The sequence below is a fragment of the Arthrobacter sp. P4_H3 genome (assembly GCF_056400885.1).
Genome location: NZ_JBFUKK010000005.1, coordinates 362,709 through 379,151, shown reverse-complemented (window position 1 = coordinate 379,151; position 16,443 = coordinate 362,709). Strand labels below are relative to the sequence as shown.

Annotated in this window: 13 protein-coding genes; 8 read left to right on the top strand and 5 right to left on the bottom strand. The window is 66.5% G+C overall.

Annotation, left to right across the window (positions count from 1 at the left end; all coding sequences use genetic code 11):
• Positions 1–83 precede the first annotated feature (83 nt).
• The 5 genes from dnaK to AC1DRE_RS09875 all read left to right on the top strand — a co-directional run bounded on the left by dnaK (position 84) and on the right by AC1DRE_RS09875 (position 5,098).
• On the top strand, positions 84–1,964 hold the full coding sequence (gene dnaK / locus AC1DRE_RS09895) for a molecular chaperone DnaK (protein ID WP_476984462.1): 1,881 nt from the start codon (positions 84–86) through the stop codon (positions 1,962–1,964).
• Between the two features lie 2 nt (positions 1,965–1,966).
• The gene (locus AC1DRE_RS09890; RefSeq protein WP_476984461.1) at positions 1,967–2,692 is read left to right on the top strand and encodes a nucleotide exchange factor GrpE; all 726 of its coding nucleotides are present in this window, start codon (positions 1,967–1,969) and stop codon (positions 2,690–2,692) included.
• A 12-nt stretch (positions 2,693–2,704) separates the two neighbouring features.
• The gene (locus AC1DRE_RS09885; RefSeq protein ID WP_104174732.1) at positions 2,705–3,691 is read left to right on the top strand and encodes a DnaJ C-terminal domain-containing protein; all 987 of its coding nucleotides are present in this window, start codon (positions 2,705–2,707) and stop codon (positions 3,689–3,691) included.
• Positions 3,692–3,731: 40 nt separating this feature from the next.
• On the top strand, positions 3,732–4,154 hold the full coding sequence (locus AC1DRE_RS09880; protein WP_476984460.1) for a heat shock protein transcriptional repressor HspR: 423 nt from the start codon (positions 3,732–3,734) through the stop codon (positions 4,152–4,154).
• A gap of 110 nt (positions 4,155–4,264) precedes the next feature.
• A complete protein-coding gene (locus AC1DRE_RS09875) occupies positions 4,265–5,098 on the top strand; it encodes an alpha/beta fold hydrolase (protein ID WP_476984459.1) in 834 nt (277 codons plus the stop codon).
• 43 nt (positions 5,099–5,141) lie between these two features.
• Here AC1DRE_RS09875 and AC1DRE_RS09870 read toward each other — a convergent pair whose 3' ends face one another.
• Positions 5,142–6,077, bottom strand: coding sequence for a ketopantoate reductase family protein (locus tag AC1DRE_RS09870; RefSeq protein ID WP_476984458.1), 936 nt, complete (start codon positions 6,075–6,077; stop codon positions 5,142–5,144).
• A 265-nt stretch (positions 6,078–6,342) separates the two neighbouring features.
• On the opposite strand from AC1DRE_RS09870, the gene AC1DRE_RS09865 reads away from it, so the two are divergent.
• Positions 6,343–6,729: a hypothetical protein gene (locus AC1DRE_RS09865; RefSeq protein ID WP_476984457.1), complete on the top strand. Its 387-nt coding sequence runs from the start codon at positions 6,343–6,345 to the stop codon at positions 6,727–6,729.
• A gap of 32 nt (positions 6,730–6,761) precedes the next feature.
• On the opposite strand, the gene AC1DRE_RS09860 is transcribed toward AC1DRE_RS09865, so the two are convergent.
• On the bottom strand, positions 6,762–10,244 hold the full coding sequence (locus AC1DRE_RS09860; RefSeq protein ID WP_476984456.1) for a DEAD/DEAH box helicase: 3,483 nt from the start codon (positions 10,242–10,244) through the stop codon (positions 6,762–6,764).
• A 176-nt stretch (positions 10,245–10,420) separates the two neighbouring features.
• Here AC1DRE_RS09860 and AC1DRE_RS09855 point away from each other — a divergent pair, with 176 nt between their 5' ends.
• Together AC1DRE_RS09855 and AC1DRE_RS09850 are read left to right on the top strand one after the other, a co-directional pair.
• Entirely contained in the window at positions 10,421–11,371 is a 951-nt protein-coding gene (locus AC1DRE_RS09855) for a DMP19 family protein (protein WP_476984455.1), read from the top strand.
• A gap of 146 nt (positions 11,372–11,517) precedes the next feature.
• On the top strand, positions 11,518–13,476 hold the full coding sequence (locus AC1DRE_RS09850; RefSeq protein ID WP_476984454.1) for a glycoside hydrolase family 32 protein: 1,959 nt from the start codon (positions 11,518–11,520) through the stop codon (positions 13,474–13,476).
• Here AC1DRE_RS09850 and AC1DRE_RS09845 read toward each other — a convergent pair.
• The 3 genes from AC1DRE_RS09845 to AC1DRE_RS09835 all read right to left on the bottom strand — a co-directional run bounded on the left by AC1DRE_RS09845 (position 13,449) and on the right by AC1DRE_RS09835 (position 16,353).
• Positions 13,449–14,438: a carbohydrate kinase family protein gene (locus AC1DRE_RS09845; RefSeq protein ID WP_476984453.1), complete on the bottom strand. Its 990-nt coding sequence runs from the start codon at positions 14,436–14,438 to the stop codon at positions 13,449–13,451. The genes AC1DRE_RS09850 and AC1DRE_RS09845 overlap by 28 nt on opposite strands.
• 77 nt (positions 14,439–14,515) lie before the next feature.
• Entirely contained in the window at positions 14,516–15,310 is a 795-nt protein-coding gene (locus AC1DRE_RS09840; RefSeq protein WP_476984452.1) for an ATP-binding cassette domain-containing protein, read from the bottom strand.
• A complete protein-coding gene (locus AC1DRE_RS09835) occupies positions 15,307–16,353 on the bottom strand; it encodes an ABC transporter permease (RefSeq protein ID WP_476984451.1) in 1,047 nt (348 codons plus the stop codon). Before AC1DRE_RS09835 ends, AC1DRE_RS09840 begins: the two co-directional genes overlap by 4 nt.
• Between the last annotated feature and the right edge of the window lie 90 nt (positions 16,354–16,443).

Genomic DNA, 16,443 nt, shown 5'->3' with positions numbered 1-16,443 from the left:
GCTCAATCAGTGGGCGTGCCTGAATTTCGACCAGCCCGGACACCGGGCCCGGGATCGTTTCCAAGGAAAGAAGGAAGCAACACATGTCACGTGCAGTAGGTATCGACCTCGGAACCACTAACTCCGTCGTCTCCGTTCTCGAAGGTGGCGAGCCCACCGTTATTGCCAACGCCGAGGGCGGCCGCACCACGCCGTCCGTCGTTGCGTTCTCCAAGTCCGGCGAAGTCCTGGTCGGCGAGATCGCCAAGCGCCAGGCCGTCAACAACATCGACCGCACCATCGCCTCCGTCAAGCGCCACATGGGCACTGACTGGTCCGTGGCGATCGATGACAAGAAGTACACCGCGCAGGAAATCTCCGCCCGCATCCTGATGAAGCTGAAGAACGACGCCGAGTCCTACCTGGGCGAAAAAGTCACCGACGCCGTGGTTACGGTTCCGGCCTACTTCAACGATGCCCAGCGCCAGGCCACCAAGGAAGCCGGAGAAATCGCCGGCCTGAACGTCCTGCGCATTGTCAACGAGCCCACCGCGGCCGCCCTGGCCTACGGCCTGGACAAGGGCAAGGAAGACGAACTCATCCTCGTCTTCGACCTCGGCGGCGGAACCTTCGACGTCTCCCTCCTCGAGGTGGGCAAGGACGAAGACAACTTCTCCACCATCCAGGTCCGCTCCACCGCCGGTGACAACCACCTCGGCGGCGACGACTGGGACCAGCGCGTCGTTGACTACCTGCTGAACCAGCTCAAGGTCAAGGGCATCGACCTGTCCAAGGACAAGATCGCCCTGCAGCGCCTGCGCGAGGCCTCCGAACAGGCCAAGAAGGAACTTTCTTCCTCCACCAGCACCAACGTCTCCCTCCAGTACCTCTCCGTCACCCCCGACGGCCCGGTCCACCTGGACGAGCAGCTGACCCGCGCCAAGTTCCAGGACCTCACCAAGGACCTGCTGGACCGCACCAAGAAGCCGTTCCAGGACGTCATCAAGGAAGCCGGCATCAAGCTCTCCGAGATCGACCACATCGTCCTGGTGGGCGGTTCCACCCGTATGCCCGCCGTGTACGAACTGGTCAAGGAACTGGCCGGCGGCAAGGAGCCCAACAAGGGCGTCAACCCGGACGAGGTCGTCGCCGTCGGCGCCGCGCTGCAGGCAGGTGTCCTGAAGGGCGAGCGCAAGGACGTGCTGCTGATCGACGTCACCCCGCTGTCCCTCGGCATTGAAACCAAGGGCGGTGTCATGACGCACCTGATCGAGCGCAACACGGCCATCCCCACCAAGCGGTCCGAGACGTTCACCACGGCTGACGACAACCAGCCGTCCGTGGCCATCCAGGTCTTCCAGGGCGAGCGCGAGTTCACCCGCGACAACAAGCCGCTGGGCACGTTCGAGCTGACCGGCATTGCTCCGGCTCCGCGCGGCGTCCCGCAGGTCGAGGTCACCTTCGACATCGACGCCAACGGCATCGTGCACGTCTCCGCGAAGGACAAGGGCACCGGCAAGGAACAGTCCATGACCATCACCGGCGGCACCGCCCTCTCCAAGGAAGACATTGACCGCATGGTCAAGGACGCCGAGGAGCACGCAGCCGAGGACAAGGCCCGCCGCGAGGCAACGGACACCCGCAACACGGCCGAGCAGCTCGCCTACTCCGTGGACAAGCTCATCGTCGACAACGCCGACAAGCTGCCCGAAGAGGTCAAGACCGAGGTCCAGGCCGACGTCGACGCCCTCAAGAAGGCCCTCGAAGGCACCGACGATGCCGCGGTGAAGACCGCGTTTGAGAAGCTGCAGGCTTCCCAGACCAAGCTCGGCGAAGCCATCTACGCGCAGGCCGGTTCGCCGGACGGTGCCACGGGTGCAGCAGGCGCTGAGGGTGCTCCCGCCGGCGGCGACAAGACGGGTTCTGCTTCCAGCGAGGAAGACATCGTCGACGCCGAGATCGTTGACGAAGAAGAGAAGAAGTAATCATGCCGCATCACGGTAACGAGGAAGAGCACAGCTCTTCCAAAGACCATGGCCGCGACAACCGGGAGAACGAGCGCCAGGAGAACGAGCCGCAGAAGCCGGTCATCCACGACAACCGCAAGGTTGATCCGAAGACCGGCCAGGCCCGCCACCCTGACCAGGAGCGCGCTGCCGCAGGGGACTCCGGTTCCGGGGACGCACTGTCCCAGGCCGAGGACATCCTCAACAGCGTTGAGGTTCCGGCCGAGGAATCGGTGGCGCAGGGCGTAGGCGCAGAGGAGGCGGAGGAACTCAGGAACGATCTCCGCCGCCTGCAGGCCGAGTACGTCAACTACCGCAAGCGCGTGGAACGCGACCGTGCCGTGGCAGGGGAGATGGCCGTCATCGGCGTCCTGAACTCGCTGCTTCCGGTACTGGACGACGTCGACGCCGCCCGCCAGCACGGCGACCTTGCCGACGGCCCGTTCGCCGCGATCGCCGCCAAGCTGGAGAACGCGCTGAAGACCTACGGCCTGGTGCGCATCGATGAGACCGGAGTGGAGTTCGATCCCACGATCCACGAGGCCCTCATCCAGCAGCCCGGCGAGGACGTCGAAATCGACACCGTCAGCCAGGTCCTGCGCTCCGGCTACAAGTCCGGCGAGCGGGTCCTCCGGGCAGCACGACCAAGCCACCACGCGAAGGGGCGGGGGCCCATCACCTGCGCAGCGCATTTTGTAAGAACTTGAAAGGAAACGCCATTGGCTAGCCAGGACTGGGTCGACAAGGATTTCTATAAGATCCTTGGAGTCGCCAAGGACGCTTCCGACGCCGATATCAAGAAGGCCTACCGGAAGCTTGCGCGCCAGCACCACCCGGACACGAACGCGGGTGACGTGGCTTCGGAGAAGAAGTTCAAAGACATCTCCGAGGCCTATTCCGTGCTCTCGGATCCCGATGAGCGGCAGCAGTATGACGCGATCCGTGCCATGGGCGGCGGCGCGCGGTTCGCTCCCGGCGGCGGGGGCGGAGCGCCTGGCGGTGCCGGCTTCGAAGACCTCTTCGGCGGCCTGTTCACCGGTGGCAGCGGCCGTCACTCCGGTGGCTACAGCACCTCTGGCGGCATTCCGCCGGAGTTTGCCGACCTCTTCGGCGGACAGTTCGGCGGGCCCGGCTCCGGGGCCGGGTTCCAGCGCGCACCGCAGAAGGGCGCCGACCGCACGGCGACCACCACCATTTCATTCGCGGGTTCCATCCGCGGCACCACCATCGGCCTGCGCGAACCTGAGGGCGACGTCATCGACGTCCGTGTCCCGGCAGGCATCAAGGACGGCCAGAAGGTCCGCGTCCGCGGCAAGGGCCAGTACGGTCCCGCCGGCAACGGTGACCTCATGGTCACCGTGAATGTCAAGGGCCACGACTTCTACACCCGTGACGGCGACAATCTCCGCATCCACGTTCCGGTCTCCTTCCCCGAAGCGGCCCTGGGCGCTGACATCGAGGTGCCCACGATCGACGGCGAGAAGGTCAAGGTCCGCGTTCCCGCAGGAACCCCGTCCGGACGCACGCTGCGTGTCAAGGGCCGCGGAGTCAAGCACGCCAAGGCCACCGGCGACCTGCTGGTGACCATCGACGTCGTGGTTCCGCAGAAGCTGACCAAGGAAGCGGAGGAGGCCGTGAAGGCCTTCGCCGCAGCCACCGCCGGTCAGGACGTCCGCGCCGGCCTGGCAGCCAAGGCACGCCTCTAGGGTTTCGGGGGACAGGGCAGGGATTAGGGAGAGGGCGGGCATGGACATTAACTTCGATCAGCCGATCTTCGTCATCTCGGTGGCGGCTGAGCTGGCAGACATGCACCCGCAGACGCTGCGGCAGTATGACCGCCTGGGCATCGTTTCGCCCAGCCGCGCGCCCGGAAAATCCCGGCGGTACTCCCAGCGTGACGTCAACATGCTCCGCGAGGTGCAGCGGCTCTCGCACGAGGGCGTGTCGCTGGAAGGAATCAAGCGGATCCTGCAGCTGGAGAACCAGGTGGCTGCGCTGCAGCGACGCGTGGGCGAACTGACCGAGGAACTGGGCCGCCGCCGCACGCCGCTGGACTCGCGCATTTTCGCTGCCGGGACCGCGGGCGACGTGGTCAGCCTGGCGCGCGGCCAGCGTCCCCGCGCCCGCTCCCAGGCCGTTGTGGTGTGGCGCCCGCGCCCCACCGACTGACCCGCAGACGGGCACGGCGGCTTTGCCTTGACAGGCGAAGCGTACCGGAACAGAGTGGATGGTCACGCCCGCTCGCTGCCAGTCTTCATTGCCCCGGAAGGAACGCCCTCATGGCCTTTGTCTCTGTCGGAAAAGAAAACAGCACCACCGTTGAGCTGTACTACGAGGACCACGGACAGGGACAGCCGGTGGTCCTCATCCACGGTTACCCCCTCGACGGAGCCTCCTGGGAACGGCAAACCGCTGTGCTGCTGGAGGCCGGCTACCGGGTGATCACCTACGACCGCCGCGGGTTCGGTAAATCCAGCAAGCCCACCGAGGGCTACGACTACGACACCTTTGCCGCGGACCTCAATTCCCTGCTCGCCGAGCTCGATCTGGGTGACGCCGTGCTGGTGGGCTTCTCGATGGGAACCGGCGAAGTGGCGCGCTACCTCAGCACCTACGGATCGGCCCGCGTGTCCAAAGCCGTGTTCCTTGGCTCCCTGGAGCCCTTCCTGCTGAAGACGGCGGACAACCCCGACGGCGTTCCCCAGGAAGTCTTCGACGGCCTGCTCAGCGCCGTGAAGGAAGACCGCTACGCCTTCTTCACGGAGTTCTTCAAGAACTTCTTCAACACCGACGACACCCTGGGCAGCCGCCTCAGCGAAGAAGCGCTGCGGGCCAGTTGGGTCACCGCGAGCAACTCCTCCGCGCACGCCTCCGTGGCTGCGCAGCCCACCTGGCTGACGGACTTCCGCGAGGACATCCCGAAGATCGACGTTCCCGCGCTGATCGTCCACGGAACGGCGGACAACATCCTGCCCATCGACGTCACCGGCCGCCGCTTCAAGGAAGCGCTGCCCGCCGCGGACTACGTGGAGATCGAGGGCGCCCCGCACGGGATGCTGTGGACCCACGCGCCGGAAGTCAACGAGGCACTCCTGGCGTTCCTCAAAAAGTAGGAGCTCCCCGGCCTTCCCGAGGCTGCGCTAACGGAGCGGCACGCTAGCTGGTTGCGGCGTGGACCCTGAGTTGCATCAGGGCGAGGTCGATCAGCGGCGTGCGGGCCCCGAGGAGCCGTGCCCGCCGGGTGAAGTCGCCCAGCAGGTGTTCCGTCTCGCCGGGGAGGCCGGCAACGATGTCGCGGTAGAGGGACGATGTGAAGCTGGATCCCGGCTGCGTGAGTATGCTCACGGACTGCTCCGTTTCGTGGTCCGGCACCGGATGGCCGGCCGCGGCCGCGACGGCACCAGCTTCGGCCAGGACGGAGTGCACGAACTCCTTGCCGCCGGGCACTGCGACGATGGCGCCCACCGGTCCCCGCATCAGGCAGGTCACGGTGCCGGCAGAGACGATGAAGACCCATTTGTGCCACATGGATGCCAGGGCATCCGCCGTGGCCGAGGCCTTGAACCCGGGCACCGTGAAGAGCTCCACCGCCTGCAGGACGCGGTCACTCGGCGGGCCGTGCTGTTCCCCGACGGTGAGTGTCGCCAGCGGATTCATCTGCAGGATGTCGCCGTCGTCGGTGACGGTGGTGACCACCTTGACGATCCCGCCGAGGACCCGTTCGGCGCCGAATGCGGCCTCCAGCGTGTCCATGTGGGCCAGGCCGTTGAGGAACGGAATGATCACTGTCTCCGGCCCGACTGCCGGTGCCATGTCGGCCAGCGCCTGGGGGAGGGCTGATGCCTTCACGGTAACCAGCACCAGATCGTAGGGGCTGTTGAGGTCCGCCGCGGTGACAAGCGCAGGTTCGATGATGTCCTCTTGTCCCAGTCCGGTGATGCGCAGACCGCGCCGGCGCAGGGTGGCGGCCCGACCCCCGCGGACCAGGAAGGTCACGTCCCGGCCGGCCTGCGCCAGGCGCGCGCCGAAATATCCGCCGGTGGCGCCGGCACCGACAACCAGGATCCTTTGGGCATGCGGCTGGCTTTTCATAGTGCTCCTCAGTGATGCGGGCGCCACCGGACTGAGTACCCGGGAGGGCTTCCCGGCGCCGGGACAGGCAGAATAGAGTACACGCTACTCGTGACGGACCGCAGCGGCAGCCGCTTGAATGGAGCACAGCTGGGTCTCACAGCTTGTTTCTGGTCTCTCTGGGGGTTTTCCTTATGCGTGTTCTCTGCAATCCCGAGGTGTCACTTCCGTGCCCTGCGGCAACTCCATGCCCTGCACAAATTGGCGGCGTCCGATGAGCGCGGGAATGGAATCCGTTGCCATGTTCGCGGGCTCGATGTCCGGGCAGGTCCTGCTGTCCCTAGGCCAGACTATGGTGGTGGTGTGCCTCTGTTTCGATATGGTGCGTGCCCTGTCCGTGCCCAGGTCGCACCGGCGCTACGTGGCCAGCACCATTTTCCGCACACTGGCCGTGCCGTCCGTCCTGGTCATGGGCATCAGCGTGCTGGTTGACGCCGCCTTCTGGTCCTGGATGGACGTGGCCATGGGCGTCTTCGTGATGGTGATGATCGTCTTCCGCCTGCACCACGACAAGGACGAGGACAACTGGTGGAAGGGCAAGGGCAAGAAACTCGCCCGCTGGGCCCGGAAACAGCTGTCGTCGGGACGGTCCCTCGTGCCCGCGATGGCCTGACGTCCGGCGTTGGAACGCTGGCCGTCAAACCCTCAGTCGTTGAACAGGCCGGCCAGGTCCTCTGCTGTCAGGGAACCGCCGGAGAGCGCATCGCCCTCCATGACGTCCGCGAACAGCTGAGACTTCTTCGCCTTCAGCGCCATGACCTTTTCCTCGATGGTGTCCTTGGCGACCAGCCGGTAGACCATCACATTCCGTGCCTGCCCGATCCGGTGGGTGCGGTCCACGGCCTGTGCCTCCGAGGCCGGGTTCCACCACGGGTCCAGCAGGAACACGTAGTCCGCCTCGGTCAGGTTCAGGCCGAAGCCGCCGGCCTTGAGGCTGATCAGGAACACGGGGGCGGTGCCGTTCTTGAACTCGTTCACCACATCGGTACGGTTGCGGGTGCCGCCGTCGAGGTAGCAGAACTCGATCTTCTCCTCGACCAGCCGCTCACGGACCTTGCCCAGGAACCCGGTGAACTGGCTGAAGATCAGTGCCCGGTGGCCCTCGGCCACGAGGTCCTCCAGCTGCTCGAACAGCACGTCCAGCTTGCTGGACCGGACACCGGACAGGGAAGGATCCACCAGGGATGCGTCCAGGCTGAGCTGGCGCAGCAGCGTCAGCGACTGGAAGATGGTGAAGCGGTTCTTGTTGACGTCGTCGATGAGGCCCAGGATCTTCTGGCGCTCCCGCTGCAGGTGGGTTTGGTACACCTTCTGGTGCCGGGGGTTCAGCACCACCTCGAGGATCTGTTCCTGCTTCGGCGGCAGGTCGTGGATGACCTGCTCCTTGGTGCGGCGCATCATGAGCGGACGGACCCGACGGCGGAGCTTGTCCAGCTGCCCCTTGTCGCCGTTCTTCTCCACCGGCTTCTGGTAGTACTCGGCGAACCGCTTGGGGCTCGCGAACAGGCCGGGCGCCACAATTGAGGTGAGCGCCCAGAACTCCATCAGGTTGTTTTCCAGCGGCGTGCCGGTGATGGCCAGCTTGAACGCCGCCGGTAGCTTCCGCGCGCACTGGTAGGCCTTGGACTGGTGGTTCTTCACGAACTGGGCCTCGTCCAGCACCAGGGCCGCCCATTCGCGGGACGCGTACGCCTCGTAGTCGATCCGGAACAAGGCGTAGGACGTGATCACGATGTCCGCGCCGGCCATGGCCTCGGCCGGGTCCACGCCGTTCTTTGCAAACGTCTCACCGATGGCCCGGACGGTGAGGCCGGGAGCGAACCTTGCGGTTTCAGCCTCCCAGTTGCCCACCACGCTGGTGGGGGCCACAACCAGAAAGGGTGCGGAGCCCGGTGCGGCGGCCGCACCCGGGGCGGCGTCGTCGTCGGAAGCCTGCGCCCCGTCAGCAACGATGCCCGCCGGAACCCGGGTGGCTTCCTTCGCTGCGCAGATCAGTGCCAGCGCCTGGACGGTCTTGCCCAGGCCCATGTCGTCAGCCAGCACCCCGCCGAGTCCGTGCCGGTAGAGGAAGCTCAGCCAGTTGAAACCCTCCAGCTGGTACGGGCGCAGCTCGGCATTCAGCGTGGCCGGCAGGGGCAGCCCTTTGATGCCGCCCTCGAGCAGCCCGCCCACGGCCTCGCGCCAGGCGGCGGCCTGCTCGTCCACAATGCCCAGGTGCGCCAGTTCGTCCCAGAGACCCGCCTGGAACCGGCTGATCTGCAGCGGTGCATCCTTGTTGTCCTGCAATGAACGGGCTTCGTCAATGAGGGCGCGCAGCTGATGCAGTTCGGGCAGGTCCAGGGAGAAGTACGCGCCGCTGGGCAGGAGCATCCGGGTTTCACCGGCCGCCAGTGCGGAGAACAGCGCGGCGAAGGAAACCGGTTGGCCCTCAAGCGTGATCACAATGCCCAGGTCGAACCAGTCGCGGCTGTCCGTGGCCTTGGTGGAGATGGCCACCACGGGGGCTTCCTCGGCCTCGCGGTAGTCGGCGATGTCGCCCGCGGTGTCCACCACGACGTCCGGGGTGTTGCGGAGCTGCGGCAGCACTTCCTCGGTAAAGGCCAGGGTGTCCAGCCCGCTCAGCTCTGCTGACGCCGCCAGCCGCGGGGTGCCCCAGCCGCCCGTGGCGGATTCGCCCAGCTTGGGTACAACCTCCCAGGGCTGGCCCACGGACTCGAGGATGCGGGCTTCGGTGGGGTCGTCCCGGTAGCCATGGTCGCCCGGGTGGCGCCACAGCGGCTGTGCCGTGACCAGGTTCCCGGACTTGTAATGCCATTCCCAGTGCAGGCGCACTTTGTGGTCGGTGCCGTAGTTTGCCAGCAGGGACAACGTGGGAACGGCCAGCGTGGGCAGCTCAACGGACTCGTCCGACGCGGTGACCCGGGCGGCCTGCTTGAGCTTGGGGTAGAAACCGGTGAGGAACCGGGTCTCGTCCCGGGCCGGAATGTGCAGGGCGCTGCCGGCCGTGACGAACGTCAGGAGTTCCTCGCTGAGGCCGCTTTCCAGGGGAGCCAGCGTGATGATCGATCCGGTGCCCACGCCCGGAAGGGCGTCCCCTCCGGACGTCAGGAAGATCCCGTGCGCAGGACGGCCGATCGTCCCCACGGACGCCGGATCAACCACATCCCCCTCGACGGTGATGGTGGGCGCAAGCGTCAGCCCGCCGTCGTCGGGCGTTTTCCCGTTTGAGACGGCGCCGGCTTCATCCCCGCCGGAAGCGCCGAACCGGGTCAGATTAAGTCCGACGGCGGCAGGGTCCTCCACGAACCGTACGGGTTCCGGGCCGCTGGCGTGCACCAGGGCGACGCCGATCTTCCGCGCCTGGGCCAGCAGGCTCCACAGGTTTTTTCCGGCGTAGGTGTTCAGTCCCAGCCAGGGCGCGGTGGAATTGTGCTGGCGGTTGGCGAGGGCGGTGTGGGACGCAAGGAATTCCTGCATCCACTCCACGTGCGACTCGTTGCATTCGCGCCGGTAGTTGAGGTAGCTGAGCGTGTTCCAGGAGACGTCGCCGCGGATCCACTTGCCCTTGGCGCCCATGATCACGGGGCGTGCCTTGAGCTGGCGCACGCTGCGGAGCGGATCACGCCGGCCCGTGTAGGAGAAGTGCGGGGCAGGCTCTTCGATGTCGAACTGCAGGGCCAGCGGGATGCCGTTGGTGGACTGGGTGATTCCCGGCCGCGCAATGAGCGGGCCCAGTGCCTGCTCCCAGTCCGGCATCTCCTGCGCGAGCGGCTCACGGGCCAACCTGGTGGCCCCGGCCGGGGCCAGCAGCTGGACGCGAGTGGCCGGATTGTCCTCCGCGGCGAACAGCAGCGCGGCCACGTGCTTGCAGTCCTTCCGCACGGGGCAGCTGCAGACGCCCACGGTGCAGCTCCAGCCGCCCGCCTTCCGGACCAGCTTCGCAGTGGTTGAATAGGGCGCGTCCGATCCGCCGCGGACCTTGCCGAGCATTAGGCCGGTGGCGGCATCGAAGGAAATCCCCGAGACCCGGCTGCCCATGGCGTAGGCGAGTCCGGCCGCGAGGGAGCGGTCGTTGATCGCGGGGGTCTGTATTGCCAGTGCCGCACTCTCGTCCGGTTGGGATGGCATGGTGCGCGCTACTTTCAGCAGGTAAAAATCTGCAGGTTATCTGACCCATCTTACCGAGCCGGGACAGGCCCTGAAACTTCGCCCAACGTTCAACTCCTCCTCAACCCGTGGACCGGTCCGCTGCATAGCGTGAAAGGGTCCTGAGCACCACCCGCTTTCAGCAGTGAGGATTTCCCATGAGCACCGTTCAGCCCGCCAGCAAGCACCCCGTTGTCCTGACAATCGATAGCGCCCCGGCGGCCAACGAGGACGTGGTTGATTCCAACGTGACGGTGGTCAACGCCATGTACGCGGAACTGCTCGACGCCCCGGAAATTGCGCCGAACGCCCTGCGCAGCTACTACGTTGACTTCTACCTCACCCAGGCGCTGGCCGGCGGCTTCGCGCAGTACGTCTTCACCGTGCCGGAGCGCGAAGAGATCGACGCCTACGTCCGCGAAGGCCTGGAAGGCATGGGCGCCACCGCCCACCTGGCGCTGTTCAACCGCGCGGCCGCGGCTTTTGATGCCCTCTCCGAAGACGACGCCGACACGTATCTGGACGGGGACACTGAACACTTTGACGACGCCGACGACGACGGTGACAGCACCGACGACGCCGACGACGACGGCGACGCCGACGACAGCACCGACGGCGACCGCGGGAGCGCCACTGCGGAGGCGGCCCGGTCTGCCGAGGCAGTCCGGGAACTCCAGGGGCTTGACGACGACTTCGAGTCGCTGCTGGAGACCGAGGACATCCTTGCGCTGAACGCCGCGTGGCTCCGCAGCCAGGAAGGACTGCTGGTGCTGGCCGACGAGCAGCTGGAGCTGCACATCGCAGAGCGCGTGGCGCAGATCCCCAACCTGGCCGAACGCCAGGCCGAGGCCGCGGAAGAGGCACTTGAGAACGCGCCGGAGTTCGAACTGATCATCCGCGAACTGTGCGACGTCGCCGGCCACGAGCTGCAGAAGATCACCATGGGCGATCCCAACTACGAGCACAACGGCGAGACTGTCCTGGCCTGGCACTTCATCACGGACCACGGTGATTTCATCATGGTGGAAGAGGACGATGAGGCTTACATGATCAGCCCCTCGACCAAGGAAATTGTTGCTGCGGTTGAGTTCGAAGAGGCTGACGCCTAGGTCCCTGCGCCAGGGCTGCGGCGACCGCGGCGGGAACACCGGGGCGCATCCCCTGTAAAATTGAGTGAAATCAGACCAGAATGCAGAACGCCGGCGCCGGCTATAAACCCGGCGCCGGCGTTTTTGCATCACGATGATCGGTGGACATGTCACTCAGGTTTCTTCCCAGCAAACTCACGCCACGGGCCCTGTGGGCCGCGGTGGCCGCTGCCGCTGCCTTGGTGCTGGTGGCGGTGGCCGTGGTGGTGGGGTTGGGGTCCCGGCCGGACCCGGGCAGCCCGGCTGAGCAAGCGCTGGCTGACGTTGCCAGGGCGCAGTCGGAAGCCAAGGATGCAAAGGGCCGTTACGGCTCGTACTGGCTGGCCGGGGGAGACCGCAGCCTGGAGGGCCTGGCGCATCCGCTGGTGACCGACGGCGTCTCCGACCTCCGCACCATCGAATGCGCCGAAGGCTGGGTGGCCGCTGCCCGGCTGGGCCAGGACGTCTATGTGCGGTCCAGCGTGCGGGACCAAGTGGTGCGGGCGGGTTCCGCGGACATTCCCCGGCCGGGCTGCATCACTCCCGAAGCGGTGGATGCCATGCTGGCCGACCTCGGGGCCGGACCGGAGGTGCCCGCACCGGCAGATTCGGCGTTCGCGCGTCCGGACGGAGCCTCCGCCTACCGGCCCAGCTACCACATCACGCCCCGGGAAAACTGGATGAACGATCCCCAGCGGCCTTTCTGGCTGGACGGTCAGTGGCACTACTACTACCTCTACAACTCCGGCTACCCCGGGGAGAACGGCACCGATTGGTACCACCTCACCAGCACCGACCTGGTGCACTGGAAGGACGAGGGGGTGGCCATTGAGAAGTACAAGAACGGCCTTGGAGACATCGAGACGGGCAGCGCTGTGGTGGACCATGGGAACTCCGCAGGGTTCGGCAAGGACGCCGTGATCGCCGTTATGACCCAGCAGGACGAGGGGGTGCAGCGGCAGTCGCTGTTCTACTCCACCGACAAGGGGTATTCGTTCAAGGCCTACGACGGCAACCCGGTGATGGAGAACCCCGGGGAGCAGCACTGGCGCGACCCGAAGATCATCCGCGATGAAGCCAACAACCAGTGGGTCATGGCCTTGGCGGAGGGCGGGAAGATCGGACTGTACGCGTCCTCCAACCTGAAGGAATGGCATTACCTGTCCGGTTTTGAGCGCGAGGGCCTGGGCGTCCTTGAGTGCCCCGAGCTCTTCCAGCTCGACGTGGACGGCGACCCGGCCAAACGGACATGGGTGCTCGCCGCCAGCGCCAACGGGGCCGAGGAGGGAAAGGCCACCGGTGTGGCCTACTGGACCGGTGCCTGGGACGGCACACGCTTCACGCCGTCCCACGAGAAGCACCAGTGGCTCGACGACGGCTCCGATTTCTACGCCGCCGTGACCTGGGACGACCCGCGGCTCACGGAAAGCCAGCGCATGGGTTCCCGCCACGCCATCGCCTGGCTGAACAACTGGGCCTATGCGCGAAAGCTGCCCACGGAAGACTGGCACGGCGGCGCCGATACGGTGGTCAGGGACATCCGGCTGAAGACCGTTTCCGGCAAGCCCACGCTCGTCTCCACGCCCACCAACGCACTGAAGTCACTGGAAGGCAGGACGGTCACTGTGGAGGACAGGAAACTGACTCCGGACGGTACTGCCGGGCTGCCGTCGCCCGACGGCGGTGCGTACCGGCTTGACCTCACGCTCGAACGCGCGGCCGGGGACGACGGTTCCGAGGCCAAGGTGGAGCTGCTCGCCGAAAACGGGGTCTTCGCCACAGTGGGCTATGACTTCGAATCGGAAACCGCGTTCGTCTCCCGTGACGGCGGAGCCAAGGACACCGCCGGACTCGCACCCGATTACGGCACGGTCCGGCGGGCGGAATCAGCTCCCCGCGAGGGCCGGGTGCAGCTGACAATCTATGTCGACTACAGCTCCGTTGAGGTGTTCGTCAACGGCGGGGAGAAGACCCTGACATCGCTGGCGTTTCCCGAGGGCGCCCCCAAGGGGCTGAAGGCATCGACCAAGGACGGGGCACTGACGCTGAAGTCCTTCAGCTACACGCCGATGGCCGCCGCGTCCTGATCCGCCCGCTGATGGGCGGCCCGGTCCTGGGCAGCCGCGTCCTGGGCCGCCCGGAGTTCGTCGAGGCTGGGCGGGTTGGCGCCGGGGCGGCTGACCGTAATCGCCGCCGCAGCCGATGCTGTCCGGCCGATGGCCTCGAGCACCGAAGGGGCCAGCCCGGCGGTGCCGCGGGTCAGCAGCCCCAGGATCAGGGCGGCCATGTACGAGTCGCCCGCGCCGATGGTGTCCGCCACGGACGTGGTCACGGACGGAATGTGAAGACTGCCCTCAGCCGCGCGGAGCAGTGATCCTTCGGCTCCGGCCGTTATGACGGCAAGCCCGGTGCCCAGGGCCAGGATCCTCTCCGCGGTCTGCTCCAGGTCCTGCCCCGGGTACAGCCAGCGGGCGTCTTCGTCGCTGAGTTTGACGACGTCGGTCAGGGGGACGAGTTCCTCGAACAGGGACTTCGCTTCATGGTGGCTGCCGAGCAGTGCCGGCCTGATGTTGGGATCGTAGGTGACCATGCAGTCCCGGTGTGCCTGCTCCAGCAGGGTCCGGACGGCGGCGGCGCCCGGTGCCAGGAACGTGGCGATCGAGCCGGTGTGCAGGACCTTCGGAAAAAAGGCCGGCGCCAGCGCCGCCAGCCGCCAGTCGATGTCGAAGACGTAGCTGGCCGAACCGTCAGCGGCGATCGTGGCCGTTGCCGAAGCAGTGCGTCCGAGGGAACGGGCCCCCGGCAGCAGCACGACTCCGGCGCTGGACAGGTGAGCTTCGATCGCCGCCCCGCGGGCGTCGTCGCCGATTGCCGTCAGCAATCCCGTGCTGACTCCCAGCCGGCCGAGCCCGTAGGCGACGTTGGCCGGCGAACCGCCGGGGTGCTCCACGTCGCCGTCGGGACGGCTGACGACGTCGATCAGCGCCTCGCCGACGACGATGACGTCGGGGCTGTCGGCAGGGGAGGGGTGCGAACCGGGATTGAACATTGGGTCTCTTTCGTGAAGCCGTCCGCGGACCGGTGATCCGGTCCGCGGACGGAGTTTTGGTGAAACTACTGCGGCGCTCAGGCCGTGGCCGCGCCGGTCATAATGGCCACCGCATCGGTCATGCTGTGCGACTGCGGCGTGATGGTGGCAGCGCATTTGCCGAGGCGCTGGATGTGGATACGGTCGGCGACGTCGAATACGTGCGGCATGTTGTGGCTGATCAGGATGACGGGGAGCCCGCGGTCCCGCAGGTCGCGGACCAGTTGCAGGACCTGGTTGGATTCGCGCACGCCGAGCGCCGCCGTCGGCTCGTCCAGGACCACCACTTTGGAGCCGAACGCCGCGGCCCGCGCCACCGCCACAGCCTGGCGCTGGCCGCCGGACAGGTTCTCCACGGGGACCGTCACGTCCTGCAGTGTCGAGATGCCCAGCCGGGTCAGCTCTTCCTTGGCCTTGCGGCGCATGCCCTTGGTGTCGAGGACGCGGAAGATTTTGCCCAGCGGGCCGGGCAGGCGTTCCTCCCGGCCCAGGAACAGGTTGGAGGCCACGTCCAGGGCAGGCGAGACTGCCAGGTTCTGGTACACGGTTTCAATGCCGTGGACGCGGGCGTCCTGCGGGCGTTTGAAGTGCACCTGTTTGCCGGAAACCATGAGTTCGCCCGAGTCCGGAATCTCGGCGCCGGTGAGGCATTTGATGAGCGTGGATTTGCCGGCGCCGTTGTCGCCGATGATGGCCAGGACTTCGCCGGGGTACAGGTCGAGGCTGACTCCGTCCAGGCCCACTACGCGGCCGAAGGTCTTGACGAGGTTCCTGGCCTGCAGGATGGGCTGGCGGAGCCCGGTGCTGGCAGGCTGGTATTGGGTGGCGGTCATGATTTCACCTTTCGGATCCACTGGTCGATGGACACAGCGAGGATGATGAGGACGCCCACGGCGAGGGTCTGGTAGAGCACATCCAGGCCGGCCAGCGACAGGCCGTTGCGGAACACACCGACGATCAGGGCGCCCAAAAGGGTTCCCCAGACGGAGCCGCGGCCGCCGAAGAGGCTGGTTCCGCCGATGACGACGGCGGTGATGGAGTCGAGGTTCAGGTCGACGCCGGCGTTGGGGCTGGCGGCGTTGGTCCGGCCGATCTGGATCCAGGCGCCGATGGCCAGGACGGCGCCGGCGGCGAGGTAGACGCTCATGAGGACTTTGTTTACGGGGATACCGGCCAGCCGGGCGGCTTCCTTGTCGTCGCCCACGGCGTAGACGTGCCGGCCCCAGGCGGTTTTGCCGAGGATGAACGCGATGGCGATGTAGAGCAGCAGCATCACGACGACGCCGGTGGAGATCCGCACCGGGCCCACCGGGAAGGTGGATCCGGTCCATGTCAGCAGGTCCGGCATCGCCGAGCCGCGCACGGTGGCCCCGTTGGAGTAGAGAAGGGTCAGCGCGATGAAGATGTTCAGTGTGCCCAGGGTGACGATGAACGGGGGGAGCCGGAACCTGGTGACCAGGAACCCGTTCAAGGCTCCGGCGGCGAGTCCGATGACCAGGCCCGCGAGCAGCGCGAGGGGCGCGGGCAGTCCGTTGTTGACGGCGAGTTGGGCCACGACCATGGAGGAGAGGATCATGACGGCACCGACGGAAAGGTCGATGCCGGCGGTGAGGATGATGAGGGTCTGGGCGATGGCCAGGGTGCCGACGACGGAGACCTGCTGCGTAATCAGCGAGAGGTTTTCAACCCGCAGGAACCTGTCATTGAGCAGGCCGAACACGACCACCGCGATGAGGAGGACGAGGGCAGGGCTGACGGCGGGGTAACGGTGGAGGATATTGCGTATCCGGCTAAGCGGCGTTTGTCGGTCGAGGAATTCCTCCGCCAGGTCGGCATGCCCGGCGCTGGGCGGTCCGGCGGTCTGTTGCTGGGTCACGATATGTCCTGATCTTCGATGATGGGTGCTATTGCGTAGCGGGATAGCTCGGGAGATGAAGTGCGGGGCGGCCCAACTGGCTCAGACCTC

What these genes read in the sequence shown, in the direction of transcription:
- dnaK (WP_476984462.1), top strand. Translation starts at nt 84, where the DNA reads ATGTCACGTGCAGTAGGTATCGACCTCGGAACCACTAACTCCGTCGTC.
- AC1DRE_RS09890 (WP_476984461.1), top strand. Translation starts at nt 1,967, where the DNA reads ATGCCGCATCACGGTAACGAGGAAGAGCACAGCTCTTCCAAAGACCAT.
- AC1DRE_RS09880 (WP_476984460.1), top strand. Translation starts at nt 3,732, where the DNA reads ATGGACATTAACTTCGATCAGCCGATCTTCGTCATCTCGGTGGCGGCT.
- AC1DRE_RS09875 (WP_476984459.1), top strand. Translation starts at nt 4,265, where the DNA reads ATGGCCTTTGTCTCTGTCGGAAAAGAAAACAGCACCACCGTTGAGCTG.
- AC1DRE_RS09870 (WP_476984458.1), bottom strand. Translation starts at nt 6,077, where the DNA reads ATGAAAAGCCAGCCGCATGCCCAAAGGATCCTGGTTGTCGGTGCCGGC.
- AC1DRE_RS09865 (WP_476984457.1), top strand. Translation starts at nt 6,343, where the DNA reads ATGGAATCCGTTGCCATGTTCGCGGGCTCGATGTCCGGGCAGGTCCTG.
- AC1DRE_RS09860 (WP_476984456.1), bottom strand. Translation starts at nt 10,244, where the DNA reads ATGCCATCCCAACCGGACGAGAGTGCGGCACTGGCAATACAGACCCCC.
- AC1DRE_RS09855 (WP_476984455.1), top strand. Translation starts at nt 10,421, where the DNA reads ATGAGCACCGTTCAGCCCGCCAGCAAGCACCCCGTTGTCCTGACAATC.
- AC1DRE_RS09850 (WP_476984454.1), top strand. Translation starts at nt 11,518, where the DNA reads ATGTCACTCAGGTTTCTTCCCAGCAAACTCACGCCACGGGCCCTGTGG.
- AC1DRE_RS09845 (WP_476984453.1), bottom strand. Translation starts at nt 14,438, where the DNA reads ATGTTCAATCCCGGTTCGCACCCCTCCCCTGCCGACAGCCCCGACGTC.
- AC1DRE_RS09840 (WP_476984452.1), bottom strand. Translation starts at nt 15,310, where the DNA reads ATGACCGCCACCCAATACCAGCCTGCCAGCACCGGGCTCCGCCAGCCC.